At 49.0% G+C, this 22,903-nt stretch carries 14 protein-coding genes and 4 pseudogenes; 6 read left to right on the top strand and 12 right to left on the bottom strand.

Translation table 11 applies throughout. From position 1 onward, the window contains the following. Positions 1-5 precede the first annotated feature (5 nt). On the bottom strand, positions 6-1,715 hold the full coding sequence (aspT, locus tag ACO0LE_RS16215) for an aspartate-alanine antiporter (RefSeq protein WP_422961376.1): 1,710 nt from the start codon (positions 1,713-1,715) through the stop codon (positions 6-8). Positions 1,716-2,244: 529 nt separating this feature from the next. Between aspT and ACO0LE_RS16210 the strand changes: the two are divergent. From ACO0LE_RS16210 to ACO0LE_RS16200, 3 genes and pseudogenes are all read left to right on the top strand, one after another. After that, positions 2,245-2,685, top strand: a pseudogene (locus ACO0LE_RS16210) (Tn3 family transposase); the annotation flags it as partial. A gap of 16 nt (positions 2,686-2,701) precedes the next feature. Continuing rightward, positions 2,702-3,550: a methyltransferase family protein gene (locus tag ACO0LE_RS16205; protein ID WP_422961375.1), complete on the top strand. Its 849-nt coding sequence runs from the start codon at positions 2,702-2,704 to the stop codon at positions 3,548-3,550. A 38-nt stretch (positions 3,551-3,588) separates the two neighbouring features. Further along, positions 3,589-4,020 (top strand): hypothetical protein, encoded by a 432-nt coding sequence (locus ACO0LE_RS16200; RefSeq protein WP_422961374.1) that lies wholly within the window; start codon positions 3,589-3,591, stop codon positions 4,018-4,020. A 650-nt stretch (positions 4,021-4,670) separates the two neighbouring features. On the opposite strand, the gene ACO0LE_RS16195 is transcribed toward ACO0LE_RS16200, so the two are convergent. Next, positions 4,671-5,717 (bottom strand): DNA-binding protein, encoded by a 1,047-nt coding sequence (locus ACO0LE_RS16195; protein WP_422961373.1) that lies wholly within the window; start codon positions 5,715-5,717, stop codon positions 4,671-4,673. Positions 5,718-5,857: 140 nt separating this feature from the next. Here ACO0LE_RS16195 and ACO0LE_RS16190 point away from each other — a divergent pair, with 140 nt between their 5' ends. Then, the gene (locus ACO0LE_RS16190) at positions 5,858-7,054 is read left to right on the top strand and encodes a tyrosine-type recombinase/integrase (protein ID WP_422961372.1); all 1,197 of its coding nucleotides are present in this window, start codon (positions 5,858-5,860) and stop codon (positions 7,052-7,054) included. 438 nt (positions 7,055-7,492) lie between these two features. On the opposite strand, the gene avs1c is transcribed toward ACO0LE_RS16190, so the two are convergent. The 4 genes from avs1c to ACO0LE_RS16170 form a co-directional block, all read right to left on the bottom strand. Beyond that, complete coding sequence (gene avs1c / locus ACO0LE_RS16185) at positions 7,493-7,765, bottom strand: AVAST type 1 anti-phage system protein Avs1c (protein WP_422961371.1); 273 nt, start codon at positions 7,763-7,765, stop codon at positions 7,493-7,495. A gap of 1 nt (position 7,766) precedes the next feature. Then, entirely contained in the window at positions 7,767-13,607 is a 5,841-nt protein-coding gene (gene avs1b / locus ACO0LE_RS16180) for an AVAST type 1 anti-phage system protease Avs1b (protein ID WP_422961370.1), read from the bottom strand. A gap of 6 nt (positions 13,608-13,613) precedes the next feature. After that, positions 13,614-14,789 carry an AVAST type 1 anti-phage system MBL fold metallo-hydrolase Avs1a gene (avs1a, locus tag ACO0LE_RS16175; protein WP_422961414.1) on the bottom strand — a complete coding sequence of 392 codons (1,176 nt, stop codon included), beginning with the start codon at positions 14,787-14,789 and terminating at the stop codon, positions 13,614-13,616. A gap of 573 nt (positions 14,790-15,362) precedes the next feature. Beyond that, entirely contained in the window at positions 15,363-15,905 is a 543-nt protein-coding gene (locus ACO0LE_RS16170; protein ID WP_422961369.1) for a hypothetical protein, read from the bottom strand. Between the two features lie 66 nt (positions 15,906-15,971). Here ACO0LE_RS16170 and ACO0LE_RS16165 point away from each other — a divergent pair. Beyond that, positions 15,972-18,555, top strand: a pseudogene (locus ACO0LE_RS16165) (TrlF family AAA-like ATPase). A gap of 660 nt (positions 18,556-19,215) precedes the next feature. Continuing rightward, complete coding sequence (locus ACO0LE_RS16160; protein WP_422961415.1) at positions 19,216-19,518, top strand: hypothetical protein; 303 nt, start codon at positions 19,216-19,218, stop codon at positions 19,516-19,518. A gap of 2 nt (positions 19,519-19,520) precedes the next feature. On the opposite strand, the pseudogene ACO0LE_RS16155 reads toward ACO0LE_RS16160, so the two are convergent. The 6 genes and pseudogenes from ACO0LE_RS16155 to ACO0LE_RS16130 all read right to left on the bottom strand — a co-directional run. After that, positions 19,521-19,628 (bottom strand): annotated as a pseudogene (locus ACO0LE_RS16155) (Ig-like domain-containing protein); the annotation flags it as partial. A 13-nt stretch (positions 19,629-19,641) separates the two neighbouring features. Beyond that, the gene (locus tag ACO0LE_RS16150) at positions 19,642-20,175 is read right to left on the bottom strand and encodes a hypothetical protein (protein ID WP_422961368.1); all 534 of its coding nucleotides are present in this window, start codon (positions 20,173-20,175) and stop codon (positions 19,642-19,644) included. A 42-nt stretch (positions 20,176-20,217) separates the two neighbouring features. After that, positions 20,218-20,943, bottom strand: coding sequence for an RHS repeat domain-containing protein (locus ACO0LE_RS16145; protein ID WP_422961367.1), 726 nt, complete (start codon positions 20,941-20,943; stop codon positions 20,218-20,220). A 108-nt stretch (positions 20,944-21,051) separates the two neighbouring features. Continuing rightward, a pseudogene (locus ACO0LE_RS16140) lies at positions 21,052-21,120 on the bottom strand (hypothetical protein); the annotation flags it as partial. A 260-nt stretch (positions 21,121-21,380) separates the two neighbouring features. Beyond that, complete coding sequence (locus ACO0LE_RS16135) at positions 21,381-21,920, bottom strand: hypothetical protein (RefSeq protein WP_422961366.1); 540 nt, start codon at positions 21,918-21,920, stop codon at positions 21,381-21,383. Between the two features lie 24 nt (positions 21,921-21,944). Next, entirely contained in the window at positions 21,945-22,718 is a 774-nt protein-coding gene (locus ACO0LE_RS16130; RefSeq protein WP_422961365.1) for an RHS repeat-associated core domain-containing protein, read from the bottom strand. Positions 22,719-22,903 lie beyond the last annotated feature (185 nt).

The following is a 22,903-nucleotide window of genomic DNA, read 5'->3' as shown; positions in this document are numbered from 1 at the left end:
GCAGTTTAGGGGGCGGCATTTGTGGTGATGATTCCAATGATGACTGGACCCCAAAGGGTTAAAAACACATTGGCAACGGCGTAAGTAACGGTAAAGGACACTACAGGGGTTGCATTGCCTGCTTTCTCGAGCAACGCTGCAAACGCAGGGTTGGCGCTGCGTCCTCCGGCGACACAGGCGAGCGCTTCGATCGGATTGCGAATGCGCAGGACGTACCACGAAAAAAAGAAAGTAACGACTTGGGGTATCAGCGTCACACCTACGCCGAGCAACAGTAGTGTGAAGCCGTGCTGCCGGATTGCGACCAATGCCTGCGGCCCTGCCGAGATCCCGACGATGCCAACAAAGACCGCCAGACCAAAATCGCGCAAGAAGTTGGACGCGCCTACGGGCAGTGCCGACACAGCCGGATGGACACTGCGAAGCCAGCCGAACATCAGGCCGGAGAGTAAACATCCACCGCCACTCCCGATCGAGATCGGGATACCCATAATGTGGAACTGCACCATGCCAATCAGAATGCCGATCAACATGCCTAATCCCATGAAGATGAAATCAGTGACCGCTGCCGGATTGATCTTGTAGCCAATTTTTGTTTGCACTCGGTCGAGATCCACGGGGCTGCCGGTGAAGTGTAATTCATCACCGCTTTTCAGGATGATCTTGTTGAGCAGCGGAAGCGTTCGGCCCATGCGCAAGACCCGGGTCAAAAATACGCCGTGACGCGTATCCGCCGTTACGTGGTCGTGAATTTCGCCGATTTCACGCCCGCTCAGCGCGCGATTGGTCAAAATGATTTCACGACTCTCCTGCACCAGCAACATGTCCGCCGGTGCGCTGATTTCCTTACCGAAGTAATCGGCTACAGCTTCCATGACGGCAATCAACCCAGTAATCGCCACCATATCTCCGGCCAGCACGACGGTGGTGTCCGCGATCGCCAACGGTTGTCCAGACCGATAAATCGCCTCTACCGAGGCATCCGATAGCGCGATGTCGATCGCCAAGGCAGTCTGGTTGACTGCCGCGCTATCGGCTGCAACCAAATACATACGGGTGGCAACGGTTCGCATTGCATTGAACTGTCCCGGGTCGAGTTCGGCGTGGCCGCCGGAGATTGAAGTAGAAAGCTTGATAGCTTCCTGACGAATATCCCAGCGCATCACCATCGGCAGGAACCACGTGACCATTATGATCGGTCCGAGCGACCCAAAAATATAACAAACCGCATAGCCAACCGCGACGTTGGTTTGCATCGTCTTGATCAAGGCCGGGGCCAAACCAAGCTTGGCGATGGCATCACCGGCGGTGCCAATGATGGCCGACTGTGTCAGCCCGCCAGCGGCTAGGCCAGCAGCCATGCCGCGATCAAGGTCGAACATCCAGGCACTGAGCAGTACGCATAACAATCCCGTGACGCACATCACGAATGCTGACACCAGTTGATTAAGTGAGCGTCGGTTCAGCGCATGGAAAAACTGCGGACCACCTTGGAACCCGACCGCGTAAATAAATAGAGCGAAGAAAATCGCCTTTATGCCGCCATTGATCTCAATTCCGAGCTGGCCTATGACAACCCCCACCAGCAGAGTTCCGGCAATACCTCCCAAAACAAAACGCCCAACCTTGATTTTGCCGACCAGATAGCCGAGTGCAATCGTCGCAAACAGAGCCAGTAACGGCTCGCGTGTAAGCAGATGCTTGATCAATTCCATTGCAGTTCCATGATGAATTTCCGCCAGAGTAAAATTTGCACGAGCGCTCGGGCATCCAAGTCGATACTGCGGAACGGAATTGTAGAACGCTTGATTAGTCAGACCGCGGAAAGGGGGACGGCGACCAGTGCGCGTTGAGTATAGTTGGCCCACCTGATTTTTCTGTGTTCGGTATCGCTCATAATAGGATGCCGGTAAGCGCTATTGGGCTGTCCGCAAGGTGCGACATTGACCCTTTATTAAATAACGACCTTCGGGCTAGTCGGTACCCTGCTAATAAATTCAAGTGTTAAAGTAATCAAACTACCCAACCCTTGACGACCCCTCTTGAAGCCTTACATCAATTTAGGCAATCCCTGATCTGGCCGTCAGCGCTATCACTTAATCATGGTGACGAATAGCCTCGATAACGATCCGAAGCGCCCTTGAGTCGTGGCGACGGCTGGGGTAGTACGCATGAAGACCAGGAAACGTTCCACACCAGTCGCTCATGACGCTGATTAATCGACCTTCATATACATGCTCCGCCATCGAAACTCACTTGCCTTATATGTTGAGGATCGCCTTGTCGATCAAAGCAGGCAAGATAACGCCATCAACGATATTGCGACGCCTGGGCACCGCTAGCCGTAAAAATAAACTGTATTTTGCGTTCCGTGAACTTCGCCGAGTGGTCCGCACTGAATTTCTTCTTAAGTATATTGGTGACTTAGAACTCCGTCAGACCATTAACGCAGCGACAAATAAGAGTGAAGAATTCAATCAGTTTGTGAAGTTGCTATTTTTTGGCAACCAAGGTGTCATTGCTGAAAATGTACGGCATGAGCAACGCAAAGTCCTCAAATACAACCAGTTGGTCGCCAATTTAACAATTCTGCATAATGTGGAAGCGATGACAGGCGTTTTGAAAGAGATGCAGGAGGAGGGATTGCCAATTAATGAGGAAGTTCTTGCTGGCTTGGCTCCATATCATGAAGGTATCAAAAATGGCAGAAGGAGAAAGAAAAGGGCGTTTGTTTATCGATGGATTTGCATCCCTGATATCTGGCCAGTCAATGACAAGCCAACAAAATCAGGTCTATTTATCAGTTGCTCTTAAATTCTTTTTTGTCCCTTTTATTGTCAATGCCAGCATTGCGCATCTAAGCCAAGTCAATTACAAAATCGTCGACGCTTTTATTTACTATGGAATGGATATTTACGAGCGACCATTTTTTTATAAAGACGTGTTTGACTTGGCATTCAAATTGATTTTCGCGGTTATTTTTACTATCGATGTTTTGCCATTTTTATTCGGCCATTTGATCGATTCAGATAAAGTCGATAACAAGATAAAAAGTGTGGAATATACGGTCGCCGGATGGTTCTTTTGCCTGATTTGCTATCCACCTTTTAATACTGCGTTTGGGTCGTTTTTACCCAGCGTCATACCTGAAACGATCCAGCCTTTCAAAGAGCTTCCTAACTTGCATTATGTTCTGACTGGTGTTGCCGCAGTCCTCTTGGCTCTATACGCATCTGCTTCAGTATCACTAGGATTCAAAGGGTCTAATTTAACGAGTAGGGGTGTTGTATCGAGCGGCTTATATGGGGTGATTCGTCACCCTGCTTACATCTGTAAAAATGCTGCGTGGTGGGTCTTCTCTTTATCTTGGGCTTATCAGCAGCATGAGGCTCACCAGCCTTATTTGTTTAACTTACTTTGTTTTACCGTTTGGTCGTGGATTTACTACACGAGGGCGATTACAGAGGAACGACACATGAGCGAATCTGATCCTGAGTATCAAAGCTATTGCAGCATGGTGACTTACCGATTTATTCCAAAAATCATATAACTTTGTTATCCTAGGGCAATCTTTCAAAGGTTGCCCTTATGTTAATTAAGTCTTGCATATCCTTATTGTTTTTTGTATCGATTCAATCGTTTGCCGCTGTTAATGTTTGCATCGACTCTGAAGGTAAAAAAACATGGTCTGACGCGCCTTGCGAGTCCATTGGCTTAAAGTATCTCAATCCTTCAAATCCAATTCCAGCTAATACTCCGACTTCAAATTCATCAACCAGTGTGTATCAGGGCAAACCTTTGTCTTGGAATCCTAAAGTTATCATGACTAGGCGTTCATCTGTTGTTGATCAGCCGTTAAATATTTGGGGTGTTGACGTTCATATTTCTTCGCCATATTCCTATATCGGTTTTGGTGTGTTGGCTGTTTCTGGCTTATTTTTACTTGGATATTTGCTTGTTTACGCCAGGTCGCGACTCCAAGCGTACAAGCGTGTCGCAGACAAAATATCCGATGGCTAAAACTGAGTGTTCAGGGAACTTTGTGCAGAATATGTGCGGTTGACGCGTCTCAACGCGATCAGAGGATTTTTAGCGGGCATCCGGCAATGTTGTTTTACTGCAATGCTTAAACTACAATAGCCGCTCACATGCAAAACGAGGTTTCTGTTGTTTTTTACGCAGTTAGAGTTATTTCCCAAAATTCGTATTTCTGATGCCGAAAAGAAAATTCTTCTCGATCAAATCCGCGCTTATTACTGGATCGTCCGGAATACTCGAAGCGATAAATTCGGTGGCGCACGCCGCCGAAAAGCGTATCGCGAAGTTGCCAAGATAAAAAAATGCCTCCAAATTGGAGGCATCGAGAAGCGCGAGATTTTAGATTATTTAGCGTGCGTACGATCGCGGAATTGCCGCAAAAAAGGTTGCGTTTATTGCGCTCCTGATCGCTTTTTTTAGTCTTCTTACCGCTTCGACGATTTGACATAATATAAATTATGCGAAATTAATGATGTCAGTTTTAAAGCGTATAAGATCGAAATATCAGCACTCGGAACTAAAAATTCCAATTTTTTGGTACTAAAAGTTCCAAATCATATAGTCTGCATTTTATTGGAATTTTTAGTACTACAAACATTTTTTGAATAAATATGCCTTTTATTCAACTGTGTCTAACTAGCTAGGTCAGATTTTCTATTTTTCCGAGTTGGCTTTGTAGCGACCTTCTTTTCACTGTTACGTATTTCAGATAATTGCTGAAGCCGCCCGTCGGATTCCGATTTAACAAAAGCCAAGGATGCCTGGAGCTCCTCCATTCTTATGCGCAAGGCCACTAGTTCCTTGTGACTAGAATCTCTACTTTGCGTGATTACCTCAAGACTTCCTTGCAGGCTTCCAATCTGTTGCCGATATTCGCCCATACTTAACTGCAAGCGACGCAATTCGTCCTGATGTCGGTTATTTAACTCTAATGCTGACAGCCTTGCTTGTTCGATTTCTTTTTGTAATTTGGACGACTGGACACGCTCCCGGTCAATTTCCAATAAGGCACGCGTTTCTGATGTCCGGAACCGTTCCTCAGCCAATTGCAATGCATGACGCTGTTTTTCCAATTCCTGGGTAAAGTCTTGTGTTAGCTCTTTGAGTCGCACTTGTTGTGAACTGGCGTCAGCCTTTACATCGAGAATTTGCAACTCTAAGCCGGCCTTTATAGTATTTACAGCTGTCAATTGTTGTTGCAGGTTGAGATTGAGTTCCAGCGCACGGCTTAACTCTTCAGATAAATGTTGCTTATCTAACTCAGCAATTTCTAACGATTTAACCACACCATCTTGGGCTGTTTGTGCGGCTAAAACGGCTTCGTCGGACACAATTCGGTAGGACGCTAGTGAGCCGTGCGCTTCTTCTTGGGCCGTGTTCCATATTGTTGCTACCAAGTCTGCCGTTGCAATTTTTAAGGTCTCAGGAAGATCAGGATGCTCAATGCGCACTCGACTTTTATCTCTTAGATTACTCCAGAACTTAGAAAGTGCATCGGCTGGCGCCGACATACTTCCCTTACGAACTAGCTGATACAGCTTATTGGCTGTCGGTGTAATGCCGTAGCGGAAAAATAATAGCGTACAGACTTCACGATATAAATCCTGCGTATCAGGGAACTGAGTGCGCAATTGATCAATTTCAGCGATGAGTTTGTTTTCGTTTATAAAATCTTCCATGAAACCTCCTAAAGCAATAATGTTAATCAGTAATATAACATATTACGTTGCGTATCGTGTTTTTATTCTATAAATTATGACATTATTTATATAATGTCGATTAAAATAAGGTATCCTATGCTTTGCGCGTCGCTACCAAAATGAACGATCAAAACGCCGTCTTGCCGGCTGCCGTCGGCCCCGCTCCACTGGAATATGTGGCCTTATCCGTCGAACTGGACGGCAGCTACGGGTCCAACCGTGCCTCTGGCAATCGCCCCCAAATCGCCGCCACCAACGACATCGACGCGATCAAGGCTTGGCTCGCGCGCTTTCATGATACGAAAACGACCTTTGATAACTATCGCAAGGAAGCCGAGCGTCTGCTGTTATGGTCGACGCTCCAATTAGGCAAAGCACTATCGTCTCTGACTCACGAAGATTTGTTGATGTATCAAGTTTTCCTGGAAAACCCGCAGCCGGCAGTTCGCTGGGTCATGCGCGACGGCCGAAAATTTGCGCGCGCCCATCCTGAATGGCGACCATTTGCAGGACCGCTCTCCTCCTCCAGCCGGCGTCAGGCGTTCATCATCTTGAATACTTTATTCTCTTGGCTGGTCAATGCCGGCTATTTGGCAGGTAACCCACTATCGCTCTCGCGGCAGAGAAGCAAAAAGAGTAATCGTCGTGTAACCAGGTTTCTCGAAGACAGATTGTGGAGCGAAGTGAAACAGACTATTGAGCAAATGCCCAAGGAGACCGACAGACATCGGGAGCACTATTTTCGAATGCGCTGGCTGTTTTCACTGATGTATATCTGCGGTTTGCGTATCAGTGAGATCGTCGAAAACTCGATGGGCAGCTTTTTGCGTCGCCAAGATAAAGACGGCGACAATCAGTGGTGGCTGGAGATCCTGGGCAAAGGCGGTGTGCTGAGGATTGTGCCAGCGACCAGCGAATTGATGGTGGAACTTGCGCGCTACCGCCGCGAAAAGGGCTTGAGTGCGGCGCCGATTCCCGGCGAAGAAACCCCTCTTCTGCTTCCAATTGGCGACCGGCGGCGTCAACTTACCCGCGGCGGCCTGCATGCGATTATCAAGAAGGTGTTCGAACAAACCGCGGCGCGGGTAAGGATGAAGGGTGAAGATTTTCAGGCTGATGCCGACCGGATTATGGCGGCTTCCGCCCACTGGTTGCGACATACCGCGGCCACAGATATGGCGAATGGCAATGTTGACTTATTATTCGTTCGCGATAATTTAGGCCATTCATCGATTAGCACCACTGATATTTATTTGCATGCAGTTGATGATGAGCGACACGCAGCGACGGAGAAGAACCACAAGGTAAATTGGTGAAATCGCGGACACCGATTTTTGGCGTCGATCCTCGCTATCCAATTTCGCGCCAAATCTTTTCCCGAAGATTACTGCTCTTGGTGCTTGGCCGGCAAAGAATCTCTAGCTTTGGGAATAGTACGGCTGCAAATGAGCAGTGCACTGCCGTCAGCGCAGCGCCTCAGCGAGCCCTGGAAACTGAGTTCTTCGTGCTGCACCTCTACGTCGGCTCTAATCGCCTGTTCAGGACCGCAAAGTGGCAACTTTCTGTCGATGAGCGCGTTTTGAAGGAACGTTTATTTGCGAGATCCATTGTCAAAGCAGGACCAGCTGTTTTTCGGATCGTCGAAGACTCAAAGATGAGCTTTCACGGCTCTAAAGCCAATTCAATATGGACCTCCCACTCAACTACCGCCCTCCCTCCGGTCGCAGCAAAGGATAGCCACAGGTGCACTCCAATCACTCAACCGAATCATCACCTAACATGCCCTTCTGAATGATATCCTTAAATTCGTCTGTAAAATTTGCCATTGTATTTGCTGTTACCCGAGCGCTCTCATCTATGCTTAGAAGATCAATGCGGCCATTCGGGAGAAATCGAACTCGCTCTAGGCCGGTTCCGACGCCTCGCATCACCTTCAACTTACCAGTAAGCAAACGCTCAGCGGTTAAATGAAAACGGCGCTCGAATTCTTCCCTAGTCTCAGGGGTGTCTATAGGGCGAATGTTCATCTTATCTTTTTCCCTCGTTAAAATTATCTCTAATTGACGCCAAGTGCCTTCCGTTCAAAGATATTATCCATGCGAGCCCCCAACCAGGTCGAATTCGCCGCACAGCACTGCGTTTTATTGTAAGCATACTACCCTCGTAAATAGGCAGCCCCTGCGTGTCCCGTTCGGCCGATCTACCGTGTTTCCAGTTCACTCTTGAAAAATCCGCCTCCGCCGCGCCTAGTAACTTCACGAACCCGGGCTGGGGGTATGCCGGGGTGAAGGTGCCTAAAAAGCCAGCCTTTGGTCTAACGCGATAGCAAGTGTCGTGGGTGCCCAAGTCAACGTGGGCAGCAGCCAATTCGAAGGAGTCAAACAACGCTGCATCGGTTGGTAGTTTCACATTGTGTCCGTCGTAATCTGACGTCATCACGGCTGTAATCTCGATGGTTTGCATTCTGCCTTGGTGCTGGAATATCTCACGGTAATGCAAAAAATATTCGCTGCCGAAACCGGTAATCGCTGCCGTTGTACGCTCATCGAGCCCCACGCGGATGGCCAATGATCTTAATGTGTTGCTCGCCTGACGCGTGTCGGCCATTGATGAAGGGTTGCAGACCCTCAGTACAGCTGCGACAGAATTGATGTTTTTGGAAGTCACGTTTGGCAAGACGGCCAAGCCTAATGCGAAGCGAGCCTTCCCTCCCCAACGACTCATTGGCACCTCGTCGAGCACGCCGAAGCTCTTAGAAACTTGGCGTTCGAGCAGCCACGCGATTTGCACATCAAGAGGTAGGCACATGCTCCCCATGCTTTCAACTAACCTGGATAGAGTTAGCCCGTCCACAACACCCATTTTCTGCAATTTCTGCCAGGGCTCGCGAATACTATCTGCCCACTCCGGTAAGTTCAACGCTCCGCCGACGCTCTTCACCTCCGAATTTTCCGCTGCATTTAAGATTGAATGGATTTCTTTGCAAGCTTCCATCGCGCTGGTCGAACCTCGTTCCGCGCTATGCTCAGCAAAGTTAAGTAGCGTTGAAATCCGACCTACGTGCCTCAACTTAGTAACCACATCAGATACTGTTATAGTCGAAGTTAGAGCATCCCAGAATTGAACTGGCTTCCTACGAGAAATACAGTCCAGAACTCCACCAACTACATCGCCGGCGAATCCGGGTGTCATTGAAAATGCAGCCTCAACGGCTTTCTTCAAATATTGATCGGACCTATTAAGAATCCAGAACAGCATCTCGCCAGCTTTCTCTCTACGGAGCCAAGTAGGATGGTCAGTGAGCCAAAGCAGCAAATCAAACAAGACATCGGATACGTCGCTTCTAGTCTCGGTCGACAAGAATCCGTATTCAGAGATTTGCGGTGCGGCATCGCCGACAATTAGTGCCACATGCTCAATCGCGCACCGGACCACATTCATCGATTCAGCCGCAGTAGCAATTGGTGCAATTGCCTCTATCAGATGCTCTGCAACACGCCATCGAGCAACGTGATCTTCGCTTAGAATCAATGAGCCGTAGTGGGAAACCAGCTCGTCAGCGGTCTTTGAGTTTGAAAGCAGGATTTCTTGTGCCCGCCTCACCTCTCCATCGTTGAACTCTCCGGCCCAAATTGAACCGCTCCCCATTTGGATTTGGCGCAATACCTGAACCGCCAGGTCTTGTGCCTTCCTCGCGTTTCCACGACCCAGCTGGGATTGCGCTTGCGCCAATAGAGCAGCAGCGGCGCGATACGAGGAGCTAGTGCCGACGCGACCAGGAATAACAAAGTCACGATCAGGCTTTCCTACGGTGATGCCTTCATTAGTGACTGGTTCTTTGTGCTCAGAGCGAGTTTGAGTTTTTTTCGCAGCGGGGTCCGTAGGAATTTCCAATTTTGCGAGCGCTGCAGCTACCGTTTGCGCATGTTTAGGCGCCAGCGCTACCATGAACTCAGCCACAAAATTCGACTGCTCCTTCTGCGGTAGTTCCTCAGTAATCAGTAAGCTAAGTCGTTCCAGCGCGTCTGCAAAATCAACTGTATTAGCCTCATGAGTATTGAGTAATTTCGCGTACTCATTCGCATAGGTAGGAACATGGCGCTCATCGCCATATTGATAGACCTCTAAAAGCGCCCAACGAATACGCCAGTCCGCAGAGCTAGCACCGCTCACCATATCGAGAATCGAGGCTTGCTCATCGAGAGCCATGCCCGGATATCGCCCGCCAGCGAACGGGCCGGCTCTGTCCATATCTCCTTGACTGGCCTCAGCAAACAGATCCTTTATTTCTCCGCAAGTTTGCCGCTTGAAGTAATTGGCGCCATTGACTGAATATCCGTGCTCGAACAACCCTTTCAAAAATGCGGACTTGTCATAACGTACGAATCGCTGAAACGTCATCTCGCCACTTGCCGCCTCAAGATATCCGGCCACTTGTGGCAGAAGCTTGACGAGGTCCGATGATGGCGGGGCGCTACGTACAGCCGAATTCAGCAGTCCAAATTGATCCTCCTTATACCAAGAGGGCCCCATCGAGACATTTAGCATTTGTTGATAGACTGAACTTGCTAATTCATTGGCGTCGCAGTGGACAAGCGCAGGAATGATTCGCAAGAGTTCTGGAACTAATTCATGTCGGTTCTTTACATTCCGAAGGACATAGTCCTTCCGATATTTCAGTATTTCAAATGCGCCGTCGGCTACCTCATCCGACGCCCCATGCACGGCGATCGATTCGACAATCAAATCCAGTATTCTTATAAAACCTTCGGAGTAGACACCGCATTGGCTCGGCATCCGCGCACGGAGTATCTGAAGTAGCTTCCCGAGCTCGCCCGGGAAGCAGACCAAATAGATTTCAACTATCCTTTCATATATGAGTGGGACGAGGTCTTCAGGAATAAAATAGCTACGCTCCCACTCAACCCTCTGTGCGAGCGTAAATTCCAGGGGATTCAACACCCGCTCCCGAATTAATTCCAAGATAGATTGGGCCTGCACCTCGTCCTTGTCCGCTATCGCGCGAATCGCTTTCCCCTCACACCAGGACAGTACACGTACTAAACCGTCGAAAGTGCTAGCCCACTCGTTATTGGTGAAAGCCTTTACTTGTGGGCACTCATCGTCAATCGTCAGAAATGACGAGACTCTCCATTCACGCGTGGCTTGGAACCATTCGTCAAAGTCAAAGTTAACTCCATCCTTATCTTTCAGCGCAAGATGCCCTGACGCGATAGCTGATTGCCCTGTTGCAAGTTTTTCAATGAGATCAACCGGCGCGCCGCATCGAATGAGCACATCCAGAAGATTCAAAATGTATTCACTGTGGACCTCCATGCCTGCCGTCGACAACACCTCCATCTCTTTGAAAATCGTGGGTGGACAGCAATTCGCAATGGGTATGCGATATTCTTTGCTCAGGTCTGCAGTTTTAAGAACTGTAACCGCAAATATGTCTAGGAGTTTTTCTGGTGCTTCACCTAGAGACCGGTAAAATCGGAGCAGGCTGCTGTATTGCGCTCCAAGTGTAATGATCGTACTAAACAGTGAAGCAAGAACACCGCGCATCGCAGATTGCGCAGCACTTTCGCTATCAGAAAATGTTGCTTTTATGGTCTGCATAGCATTACGAAGTGTTACATGCAATTGCTGCTCCCTCAGCATCCCATCCGCGCGATGCATGAGGTATAAGCAACGCAGATCAAGCTCCACCAAAGTGAAGTAATCGATGATTGAGATCTCGGAAGCTTCATACGATTCTGAGATCTTGTCGTACGTAAGCGTCAACAGTCGAAGGGCAACTTGTTTGGAGTCGCTCTGAATCAAATCATAGGCGAGGCGGAGGGCGACGTCGACTGGACAGGCCAGGACCCCAAAACGCACCACGTGACTGTATGCATCGTCTGGACGGTTAAGAGCAATCAGCGCTTCCGCTACCTGTGCAGCAGATTGGGCGAATAGTACGTTGTATCTAAATCTCATCCGCTGCGAAAGCAGCAATACTCGAACCACATCAACTGCACGTGCGCTTTCCGCCGCGACTGCGATGACCTCATCGACATCGTAAAGCAGAGTGTCGGCTTCAGCGCCAAAGGTGACGCAGCTGTCCACCCATTCCTGCGTACATCTTGAAATGGCTAATGCGCGATGAGCATCGTTTGAGCGCAGAAGGTGGAAGACCAAATTGATGATGCAGTACTTTTTTTCAGGGTGCCGGCTACAGAAGTCCCCTACCCTTTCATGGGTCGCCGCCTCAATAAAAATAGTCTTCGATATCAGGAAATTTCCGAAAGACGGGTGGTAGATCGTCGAGTCAGATGGTCGCAACAATAAATGCCAAATACGAGAGATGACACTAACGAACGCGCTCTTTTCTGGCTGGCTCAAAATTAACGTGAATTCTTCGAGCGGTATCCCGGTGCGAAGTCGAGCCATAGTGGCGAGAAGAGCGACTGCATCGGCATCTGACTGCAGGCGCGACCACAGTACCTCGTAATAGTCCTCAATGATTCCCGAAAAATCTGGAAAATCGTCTAGGGTTTCGTGTTCACCTGAGACGGCAACGTATTCGATGACATAACGGAGGTACAGCGGATGCCCCTTGGCCTTGGCGCAAATACCGGCCACCAATGCTGAAGACGCGCCTTTCAGAGCGGGATGTGATACACAGTATTCCCTCGCCACTTCATCCGTAAGTAACGGCAAGGCGACTACAGCTTCGCTTCGAACCCGGCCAGTAAGTACCGGCGCGACGACACTGAAATTGGGAGCAGTCAGTACAATCGTCACTGTGCTTGGCAGGCTAGTCGGAAGCAAACCTATCAGCCGTGCAAGTGCATCCGCACCTGCGGCTTGGGCCTCGTTCACACCGTCTATAAACAAGATGCCTTGCTTCCCCTGTTGCCCACAGAACGAACCAAACTCTCGAAGCATCGAAGAGCATAACTCAATTAATTGTGCGTAGGTCCTTTCACTATTACGTTCAGGCTTGCTAGTTAGAAGTTCAGCGATTACGGTTTCAAGCCAGCGCACGAACACCTCCGGCTGAGCTTTCTGCGCCGCTCCAAGACTTTCTGCTTCAGCCGTTAGGCTGTATGCACCTAGCACGGTTAGATTTTCAGACTGCGGCTTGAAGGTGCTGCAAAACGTTGTTTTGCCAATCCCGTGTGCCCCCTCAAGGAAAATATAGCCACCAGCTGCAGCTATCAATGCGCTCTCAAACTCAGTTGCGAATACTGTACGTGGGGCCAGTTTCAACCTAGGTTCATCTCCGGCATCGTGATTGTCGCTAATGAGAACGGGAACATCGTGCTCAACTAAAAAATCCCGCATTTGGGACACAGAGATTGCCCCTAGGCCCAGGTCAACTTCGAGCCTAACTAGTCCTTTGCACACGCCATTGATGAACACTCCCGCACCAGACATGCCTTCATAGTTGGACAGAGTGACGCTGGATTCAACCGAAAGGTCGATATCCATTTTCTCGTTTAGCGCGAGCAGCATTTGGGACACTGTGCCATTTGCACGATGGCCGATGTTGTTCTTTAGTTTCGGAAACCCAAACGACATCCAAGCGATACCCTCATCTGGCAAGTCTGCGCTCAAAGGTATGGGACGAATATCGATCGACTCGCTTAGCTGCAACAAACAGGCGTCGAACTCGGGGGCGTCAGCGATAACGGTCGCCAAGACATCCCGCTGCTCACCATCGATGAAAAACGAGAGCGTAACCGACTCGCCTGTGTCGAAGGCTGACTGTGCACAATGACGCGCTGTTAAGACAGACGTCGGAGTGACCAGTTGGCCGGTCCCTTCTTGAATACCACACCTGACTTTGCAAGTTGCGAGTTTGATCAAATTTTCGAGCATAAAATTTTAAAGAAGAGTAAGCCAATCCGTCGAACCTTCGTGAACCTTGAACCCTGCGCCGGCCTCAGACCGGTAATTTTGTAGTTGTCTTGAAGCGGGAGTGGAATAATTAAAGTAGAGAGAGCGCTCAAACGACGCCGCACGGTCGACGATAGCCTTAAGTACTGGGAAATCAGGATGATGGTGCTTATCGCCATTGCCGGAAATGAAGTAGGTATCCGAATCGATTAGAGCTAGCAACTCTGGGCTAGTGTTGTGAACGCTGCCATGATGAGAAATCTTAACAGCGTCGAACCAGAGTTTCTCTCCAGGCACAGCTCGCCTCTTGAGAACGTCGACTAGGTCTTCGGCTAGCGAGTCGCCCAAAAACAAAATCGACTTCTCATCCATTGTTATGGAAACTGAAATCGAACTCGCATTCGTAATCGATTTGTCCGGTGAGTAGGAATCAGCAAGTTCCACTGGTGCAGTCGAGGAGCTAATTTCCTTAATTCTGGGTGCCATTCGAGTAAGCAGATCGGCTCGCGCGGACAGGAACTCGAACGCATCATCAAAGAACTTTCCCGCACCAATCTTTCCAGAAAAGCCTTTCTTTCTGAGCTGCGACTTCCACCAACTTTCTAACTCAGTCAATCGGACTCTCTGCGGCCCCAGTAAGTCGACCCTAGCCGCCCCAAAGTTCCTACTAGCTGCAGCGACATCTGTCACAATACAGGAACAGCCATCTCCATCATTCCAATGGTATTGCCCTGCCAGTAGGAGCGCGGCAAGCGAGCTGCCTTGTGCCGCGCTTACTTCCTTGATGCCTGATGCTCCTGAAGTCGCCGGATAGCCGCTACCTGCCGCCGTCGTTAATATTGAGAGATCACCTTTGTCAGTGACGGTGGCCGGCGCGGAAAGTCCTCTGACACTGTTATGCCAAACCGTGCCGACAGGTATCAATGCTGGCGTGGCCGAATTACCGTTGAACTTAAAGAATTCGAGTAGACCAACCACATGGTCTTCGTCAATGTGCGAGGCAATGACCAAGTCGAGGCTATAGCCGGATCGCACAAGATCCGAAAGGTCTGGCTTGATGAACTCATGGAAGGTCTTACCGAATCCGCCATCTATCAAAATCGCAGTTTTTTCGGCGCCGGTGCTACGCAAAAGGAATGCGTCACCGTTACTAGCCGGATACATTTTAATTTGGACCAACGTAAACCAAACCTTCCTCCGTCATCGGCGATTCCCCGAGTCGTTCACTGAATCATCTTTTATGTACTGTAATGGCTTTACGCACTTGCAACTCAGCTACCTGATAGGCAAAATGCCCCGCCATCACCCGTTAGTCAAGCAGCTTGAAACATCTCATCTTGGCTTCCAATAGACTGTGTCGATGGTAGCCGGCCCACTTCCTACATAAACAGCACTAACGGCATGTTTCTCCTAGGGGGAGAAATCGTCGTAGTCATTGCGATCAGGTGTTGACGAAACAATCGGATTCGCCGGTTAAGCAAGAAATCCGTTGAATAGCATGGACTGAGCGCCCAGAATGCGTTGGAGCTTAACTATATGTTTCTGTTTCAACGTGCTGTTATTGCTGACGCAGCTCACAACCTCCAGCAATTGCGAGGAACTAAGAGTCGTGACGACATTTTCCGAAACACCGTACAAAAGGATTAAGACGCCGTTCCGGAGATCTCCTGGGCACTTTATCGCGCCTTGCATTCTTCCAATGAGATCAGTAATGTCGCTGCCACTACCATTCTGCAGTCAGTCCAGGAGTGTTTTATGCTCATGAACATTTGGGCATTTACCAGGAAGCTCATGCGGCGTGGCGCGCTTGATTTGACTAAGCGTGATCTCTGGCCAATTGACCTCACGCGGAAATTTGTTGTACTCCAAGTCAGACTCTAGTGTTTGGTTGTAAGCGTACCCGAACGGAACGCCTAAGTCTTCGAACCGCAGATTGTACTCATGTTGCTCCTGATTAAATTCATTGAGCATGTTGTATCGGCACTCGCGCTCTTTAATCTCCAGCAAAATAGTACGAGCATTGTCTAGGATGCCGATCAAATCACCGCAATACTGGCGCATGCGATCGCCTTGTTGATTGGCAAACGGCGGAAATTGGCGAAATTGTGGCCGTCCGCCTGTACTACAGTAAACCTCCAATGCTCCTGTTATTGCTGCCTGAACCCAGTTTTCTTTCCCTGATTTACGCGGCACGCCAGTCCCTTTTCCTTCTAACAAAAAAATCGAATTTGTCCGCTCAACATTTGTTGTTGATGTCCAACTATTCCATCCGATAATCATTCATAACAATGGTATTGTTATGAAACATTCATCTTCCTGCGCCATAGGCGCCCATTGGACTGCGTTATGACGGAAAAACTGACTGAATGCTCCGCCCTCACCTGTGGAGCACTCTTTTATCGTGGTGATTTGCATATTCATTCCTATGGTGGGTCTCACGATGTCAAGGATCCTGGAATGACAGTGCAAGCAATCATCGACACTGCTGCTGCGGAAAGGCTAGATATCATCGCGATAGCTGACCATAACGAAATCTCGAACGTGCGCGCCGCCTTGGCCGCAGGATCGACTGTCGGCTTGTCTGTAATTCCTGCAGTCGAGTTGTCTACACCTGAAGGGCATTTACTGTGCTACTTCCCTTCCATAGAGGCACTTGAGCAGTTCCATGGCCGACTAGATTTATCTGAACGAGGTACTCAGAATAGCCGTTGTAGAACCAATATGACCCGTTGCCTGGATTTGATTGAGGAACAAAACGGGTTTGGGGTTTTGGCTCATATCGACGGCGGAAACGGCTTAGAAACAAACGATCCAGGTGCGTCGCCCCACAAACTCGACATCCTTTGTCACCGTGCGCTGCTTGGCATCGAATTGAACTCTGCTCTATCCCCCGTTTCCTACACAAAGGACGACGTGGAGCCCAAGCGGGTAGGAATCGGAAAGCAGCGCATCACTAGGCTGGGACTGGGTGAGCGTCAGTATTTAGCTCGTATCCTGAATTCCGACTCTCACACCGCAAATGCATTGGGACGGAACGCGCGCAACGACCAAAAGCTCACACGTTACAAGATGACTGTACCGTCATTTCTCGGTCTACGACATGCCTTGGAGGAAAACGATTCGCGGGTGCGGTTGGAGGATGATGTGCCCGAAACGACTCCGTTTGTGCTCGGCGCGGCATTCGGCGGCGGGTTCTTGGACCGACAAGCAATTCATTTCAGCCGCAATCTAAACTGTATCATCGGCGGTAGGGGAACAGGAAAATCGACAACCTTCGAAGCTATACGATGTCTCGTTGGCTCACCGACTAATGCCGAAATGGTGGACTCTGAGGTATGGCCCAACCAACTGCATCTGTTTTGGAAAGACGAAGCTGGTCAAGAGCATAGCCTATCCCGATCAATTGGTGGCCAAATCGAAAACCTCGACGATGCCCTCGACGGTCCTGTTGTATTCGGCATTGATTGTTTCAGCCAAGGCGAAGCAGCGCGCGTCCGCGAGCAGGCGAAGACAGATCCGCTCGCATTGATGAAATATCTTGACACCTTCACGGGTGTGCATGATGCCTTGATTGAGGAAGCGGAGGCCGTGCAATCCCTGAGCGAAAAGTACGACGAAATTCTCAAGGCAGAAAAACAGATTGCGCAGATCCCGCAAATACAGCGCTCATTGGCTACAGTGCAGCAGCAACTCACGGCTTTCCAAGCTGCTAAAGGGGCCGAAATCATGCAGTTACAGCGTAGCCTCGCGAATGAAAAGGGCCGGCGCGATTCACTTGTGAAGAGTATCACCGCAATTGGTCAGATGATTATGAACCAGTCCGTGGTAGGACTGATTGATGATGCACGCGATTTCGTAGCAGCGGATGATATCAACACAGGAATAACTGAGACGCAAACCATCGTGAAGTTGGTCGACGCGTTTAAGGCGCGAGCGGAGGAACTTGAATATCAACTGGAAGAATCGTTCAAGTCCTTTAAAATTAGGACGGTCCACGAAATGGAGGCATGGGCATTGAAAGAACGCCCGATTCGCGATGAGATCGAGGCGAAACGCAGCGCGCTTGAGCAGCAAGGGGTCAAGTTAGATATGGCCCATATCAACAAATTGACAGCAGACGAAGCCGCCCTAAAACAAACCTTGGCAACATTAAAGAGCTGGGAACCATACCTGCAACATTTGCAGTCTGAATACACGACTATGCTATCGCAGCGCTGGACAGCACGCGCAAAAGTAGCACAGCTTCGGCAACGTTACGCCGCTAAGGCTACGAAGGCATTGGGGGAAGTATTGACTGACCTGCGCGTGAAACTGCAGTATATTGACAGCGGCTTCGCGGAACAAGCGGTTAGCATTGTGGCTTCGGCACTGGGTTGGCGAACTGTAAGCCATGCAAAGGCGAAACTGCTCATCTCAAGCTTGACGGTACCAGGCTTACTCGAAACAGTAGCGAAAAAGCGCGTTGCGCACGTCACTGCTATTCTCACCGACGACGACACACCACAGTTTGGTAAAGCCGAGGCGGAAGAGATCATTGCCAAGCTAGGTGAAGCTACCGTCCGAGCTTCACTTGAGCAATGTCACGTGGACGACTATCCAAGGTTAACGGTTTCCCGCCAAGGAGGCGGGGCAGACGGAACCGCGGTTGTGAAGCGCGACTTCTCGCAGTTATCGCTAGGTCAGCAACAGTCAGTTCTGCTCGCGCTCATTCTTTCGTCGGACAGCAAGCGGCCGTTGATCATTGACCAACCAGAGGATAACCTCGACAGCGAATTTATCTTCCATACCTTCGTCCCCGTTCTGCGCAGAGCAAAAGAGCGTCGCCCGTGGTTCCATTGACGACCCGACTGCGCGAGACGCAGCTTGTAAAATTCTCGAAGGCGCAAAAGAAGCTTTCGCACGGCGTGCACGCATTTATGGCGTCCTCTGACAAGCCGCAAAGAGTCCCCTACGCTTCAACCTAGCATGCCATTTTGGTTTGCCAAGGTCGGCTTAATACTTTAACACCAAGCGTACTCAAACGCTCAGAAGCTGAAGACTTCGTTTCACCTGAACTACCATCTCGGAGCGTCGTATATGTTACCGATGCAGGATTGTTTAAGGTTCATGCCCTTTCCATTGATCTGACAGCAGCCACTCCTCAAATTAGAATAGCCATAGTGCCGGCCATGCCAGCGGCCTCATAGAAGTCAACGCACCTGGCGAGGACAGCAACAGGGAAGCTGTTTCTGCTGCATTTACCGCTACGTAAAAGTGACATTATCGCCATAATGTAGATTAGAATAATCGCCGACTATAGTCCTAGTCACCCATATTTCTTAATACTTCCAAGTGGATCGTTGAACATAACAAAAGGCGTTCAGCCTCTTTACGGTAGTTATCATCACTCTCTTAGGTTTTGTATCGAGAAGTGCCAACGGACGTTCGCATTAAAAATCGACATCGAGGTCTGCTTCTAGCATCGTCTAGACTTCTATCGATGTCCGCTCGAACAACGTTAGATCACGCTTGAGCTTTGGAGCAAGAACGTTATAGCGATGACTTAGAGGCCGCGCATTGTTCGGGGACTTGATAAATCACCATGCGCTGTATGATGCCAAGGCAAATCGTTATGCCGTCCGAGAATACCTGTTCCCACGGCAGCGGCATTGGCGCTGAAGGTGACGGTGGCTGGGGCGATCAGACTAGCGTTGTTTTGCGGTGTGCTGAGACTGGCCGTCGGGGGTGTGGTAATCGCTTTGACCTGGAAACTGACCGGGCTGCTGGTTTGGGTGAGACCCTGGCTGTCGGTGACTTTGGCGGTGAGGCTGTAGGTGCCAGTGGCGGCATTGGCCCAGCTGTAGCTGTAGGGGGGGCGGTGGTGTCGCTGTTGAGGAGTGTTGTGCCGTTGTAGAACTCGACTTTGCTAATACTGCCGCCGGTGTCACTGGCGCTGGCGCTCAGGGTGACGGTGGCTTTGCCGGCGACACTGCTGTTGGCGGTCGGCGCGGTGAGGCTGACCACGGGCGGGTATGTCTTACTGATCTTGCAATTTAACGTAAGCGTTAGCTTTGCCTTCAACTGTACTTATAGATAGAGTGACAATTAATAATATGTCTGGTTGTGTACATTTGACATTGTATCTGAGCATGTCGGGAAATAGTCTAATTTGTTCCCTTCCAATTATTGCGCATAGCTTTCTAGAAGCAGGAGTATTTGAACTCCAATCTACTTGATTGATATCGTCTGCTCGAGTGCCATTTACAAGGTGCAAAATTTGGTTATCCCAATGCTGTGCGATTTCCTTTTCTAAGCTCATCGTAAAATTGATGAGTAACCCGAGTATGAAAACCCAAATTGTAAAAAATACGATGAAATGCACACTCTTCGCTTTCACAGCACGCAGCTTTTGATATGTCATCACCAGAAGAATGACTACCATTAAGACCTCACAAGCGGCGGTCAATTCAAAATGTGTGAATGCAATGAAACTTGATGCCCCAACTGACGCGCGGAGAAAATCGCCCATCATAAATATTGCAAGGGTAAGGTAAATTATTGGACGAATCATTTCACTCTTTATCATTCAAATATTTATTTTTAAATTACATACTTATTTGCACTCTAAGATGCATTGTCCAATAATCGTCATTGCCTGAGCAATGCATTGATTCGTTACCACGTGATAACGTCCTTTAATACCGGGCTTAGATTTATCCTTAACGCATTGATCAAATTTTTTCTGATCACACGTTTTTGGTGGCTTCGTTTCCTGACAGTATTGATCTGTCTTATATTTACTTCTAGGCTCTTCGGGAGTCCATTTTCCAGGTATTCCAGTAGTTACTGCCCTAGCGGCAGCTATCGCTGTCGCCAGATTTGAGGAGGACGGTTCAGGTGCTGGATTGAAACCACTACAATAGTCATCCCCACACACCCACGCATGTTCGTAATTATCAGGTTTACCTAAGCAAAGATATGTAGCAAGACCAAGAGGATCAATATTCGAAACAGGATTCCCCTCAACATAGCCATAAGTATTGATACCGCCTTCTAATCTAATCGGATCAGATTCAACGTATCTACCCGTACTCGGATCATAATCCCTGAAGTAGTTGTAGTGCAGCCCAGTCTCTTTATCATAGTACTGCCCCGGAAATCTTAAATTACAGGCGAATATTCCTTTGCCTGCCGGATTCTCATTGGCCACCGTCTCCCCAAACGGCGCACTATCCCAGCGCCATACTTCCGTGCCGGTACTGTCTGTAATCACTCTAGGGGTGTTCAGATGGTCACTCTGGATATCATACACTTTCGGGACATGCGCAGTGACCGTCACCGGCACACTGGTGGAGGTGGTACTGGCGCCCAGATTGTCGGTGGCTTTGGCACTAAGGCTGTAGCTGCCTGCGGCGACATTGCTCCAGCTGGTGTTGTACGGTGCTTGCGTCAGTGTGGCGATGGGGAGGGTTGTGCCGCTGCTGTTGTCTTTGCTGTAGAAGTCGACTTTGGCAATGCTGCCGTCACTATCGCTGGCAGTGGCGGCGAGCAGGATTGTTGCGGGGGCGGCGGCCCGATTACGAACTAGCAGCGCGGGTTACCCGCGCCCTTCATGGCTACCCAGGAACAGAAACCGGCGATGAAAGAATCCGCATCCGCTTGACTTCAATCAGTATTACACCTTACTGGGTTGGATCATTTCTGCGTAGTTGTATCGGTGCATGGAACGCACCCTACGCTTGCTAATGCAAAATTCACTTGATCCATTTATGCTAATCACATAATGATTGCCAATTTGGCAATCAAATACCATAACAACATATCGCTTGATACAATACCAAAGCGCCCCAATGATTGAAATTTATTCGACCCTCGATAATTGGCCGCACTGCGCCAAGATCCTACACTAGACAATGTTAAAAAAACTAGCGACTCAATAAATAAAATACACCCCAGAATTGCTTTTTCTAACAATGACATTGTTAGCCATCTTGTAAAAGCAAAACTCCCAAGGAACAGACTAAAAAACAAATATGGAACATGATATTTCCAGAATGCTTCTAGCAAAGTTTTTTCTCCGCGCCACAACGCAATTAGATTTTGCGCTTTTGTGTTTCCTTCTCCAAATTTAAATGGTTCATCGACAACTGTTTCAAAAAAAGCGTTTGCAGCTAAAGCCAATAAAATAAGTAGTGGTGAGAAACCAATGTAAAAGCACAACTGCCAAAAAAAATCTGAATAAGTAATAGCTAATCGTTGTATGGGATCTCTGACATAATTTTCAAATACACTCCCATACAATATGGCAAAAAACAAAAAAATACGGTTTTTTTCATGGTTTCACTTTTTACACTCCGGTTCAGGAGGACATATATATCCTGATAAAATTAAATTTACTAAATCTTGAGTAATTCCACCAACAACACCACCTTTAATCCCAGAATAGACATTCAAGATAAAATTAAATCCACCCTTTTTAGTTAATATTCCGGTGACTATCCCGCCTACAGTTCCACCAACAGCTCCACCAGCAGTATTTGGATTGCTGCTACTTGAAACATCCCCCATCCAATTCCCCATCCCGCCACTAATAACTCCACCAATGATTCCGGGCAAACCTGATCCTATGGCACCTCCTGCCCCAGCGCCAGCGCCAGCCGCAGATATAGAGGGAGTTCCATTACCTGATGCATAATATGATCCAATACCGCCGATAACTCCTCCAGCAAAAAATCCAGGCCAGCCGCCTCCACCAACGGCTCCACCGACAGCCCCGCCAGCAGCTCCAGAAATACCATCCGCCCATTTTTTTGAAATACATTTTGGCTTTGGAGGTTCACACCAAGCAGATAGCCCTGCGGAGCTACACATGTAAGATTGCAGCCCCATTGAATCTGTCAGCGCTACAGGATTTCCAAACACATACCCAAAGGTATTGATGCCCCCATCCAATCCAATAGGATCGCTTTCAACGTATCTCCCCGTGCTCGGCTCATAATCCCTAAAGTAGTTATAGTGCAGCCCAGTCTCTTTATCAAAGTACTGCCCCGGGAAGCGCAGATTAAAACTAAAGTTATTCGCCACCCCCGTGTTCTGCGGATTCTCATTGGCCACCGTCTCCCCAAACGGCGCACTATCCCAGCGCCATACTTCCGTGCCGGTACTGTCTGTAATCACTCTAGGGGTGTTCAGATGGTCACTCTGGATATCATACACTTTCGGGACATGCGCAGTGACCGTCACCGGCACACTGGTGGAGGTGGTACTGGCGCCCAGATTGTCGGTGGCTTTGGCACTAA

This window comes from Undibacterium sp. Xuan67W (assembly GCF_049340165.1).
Lineage (GTDB): Bacteria > Pseudomonadota > Gammaproteobacteria > Burkholderiales > Burkholderiaceae_D > Undibacterium.
This window is presented reverse-complemented; position numbering and strand designations above follow the sequence as displayed.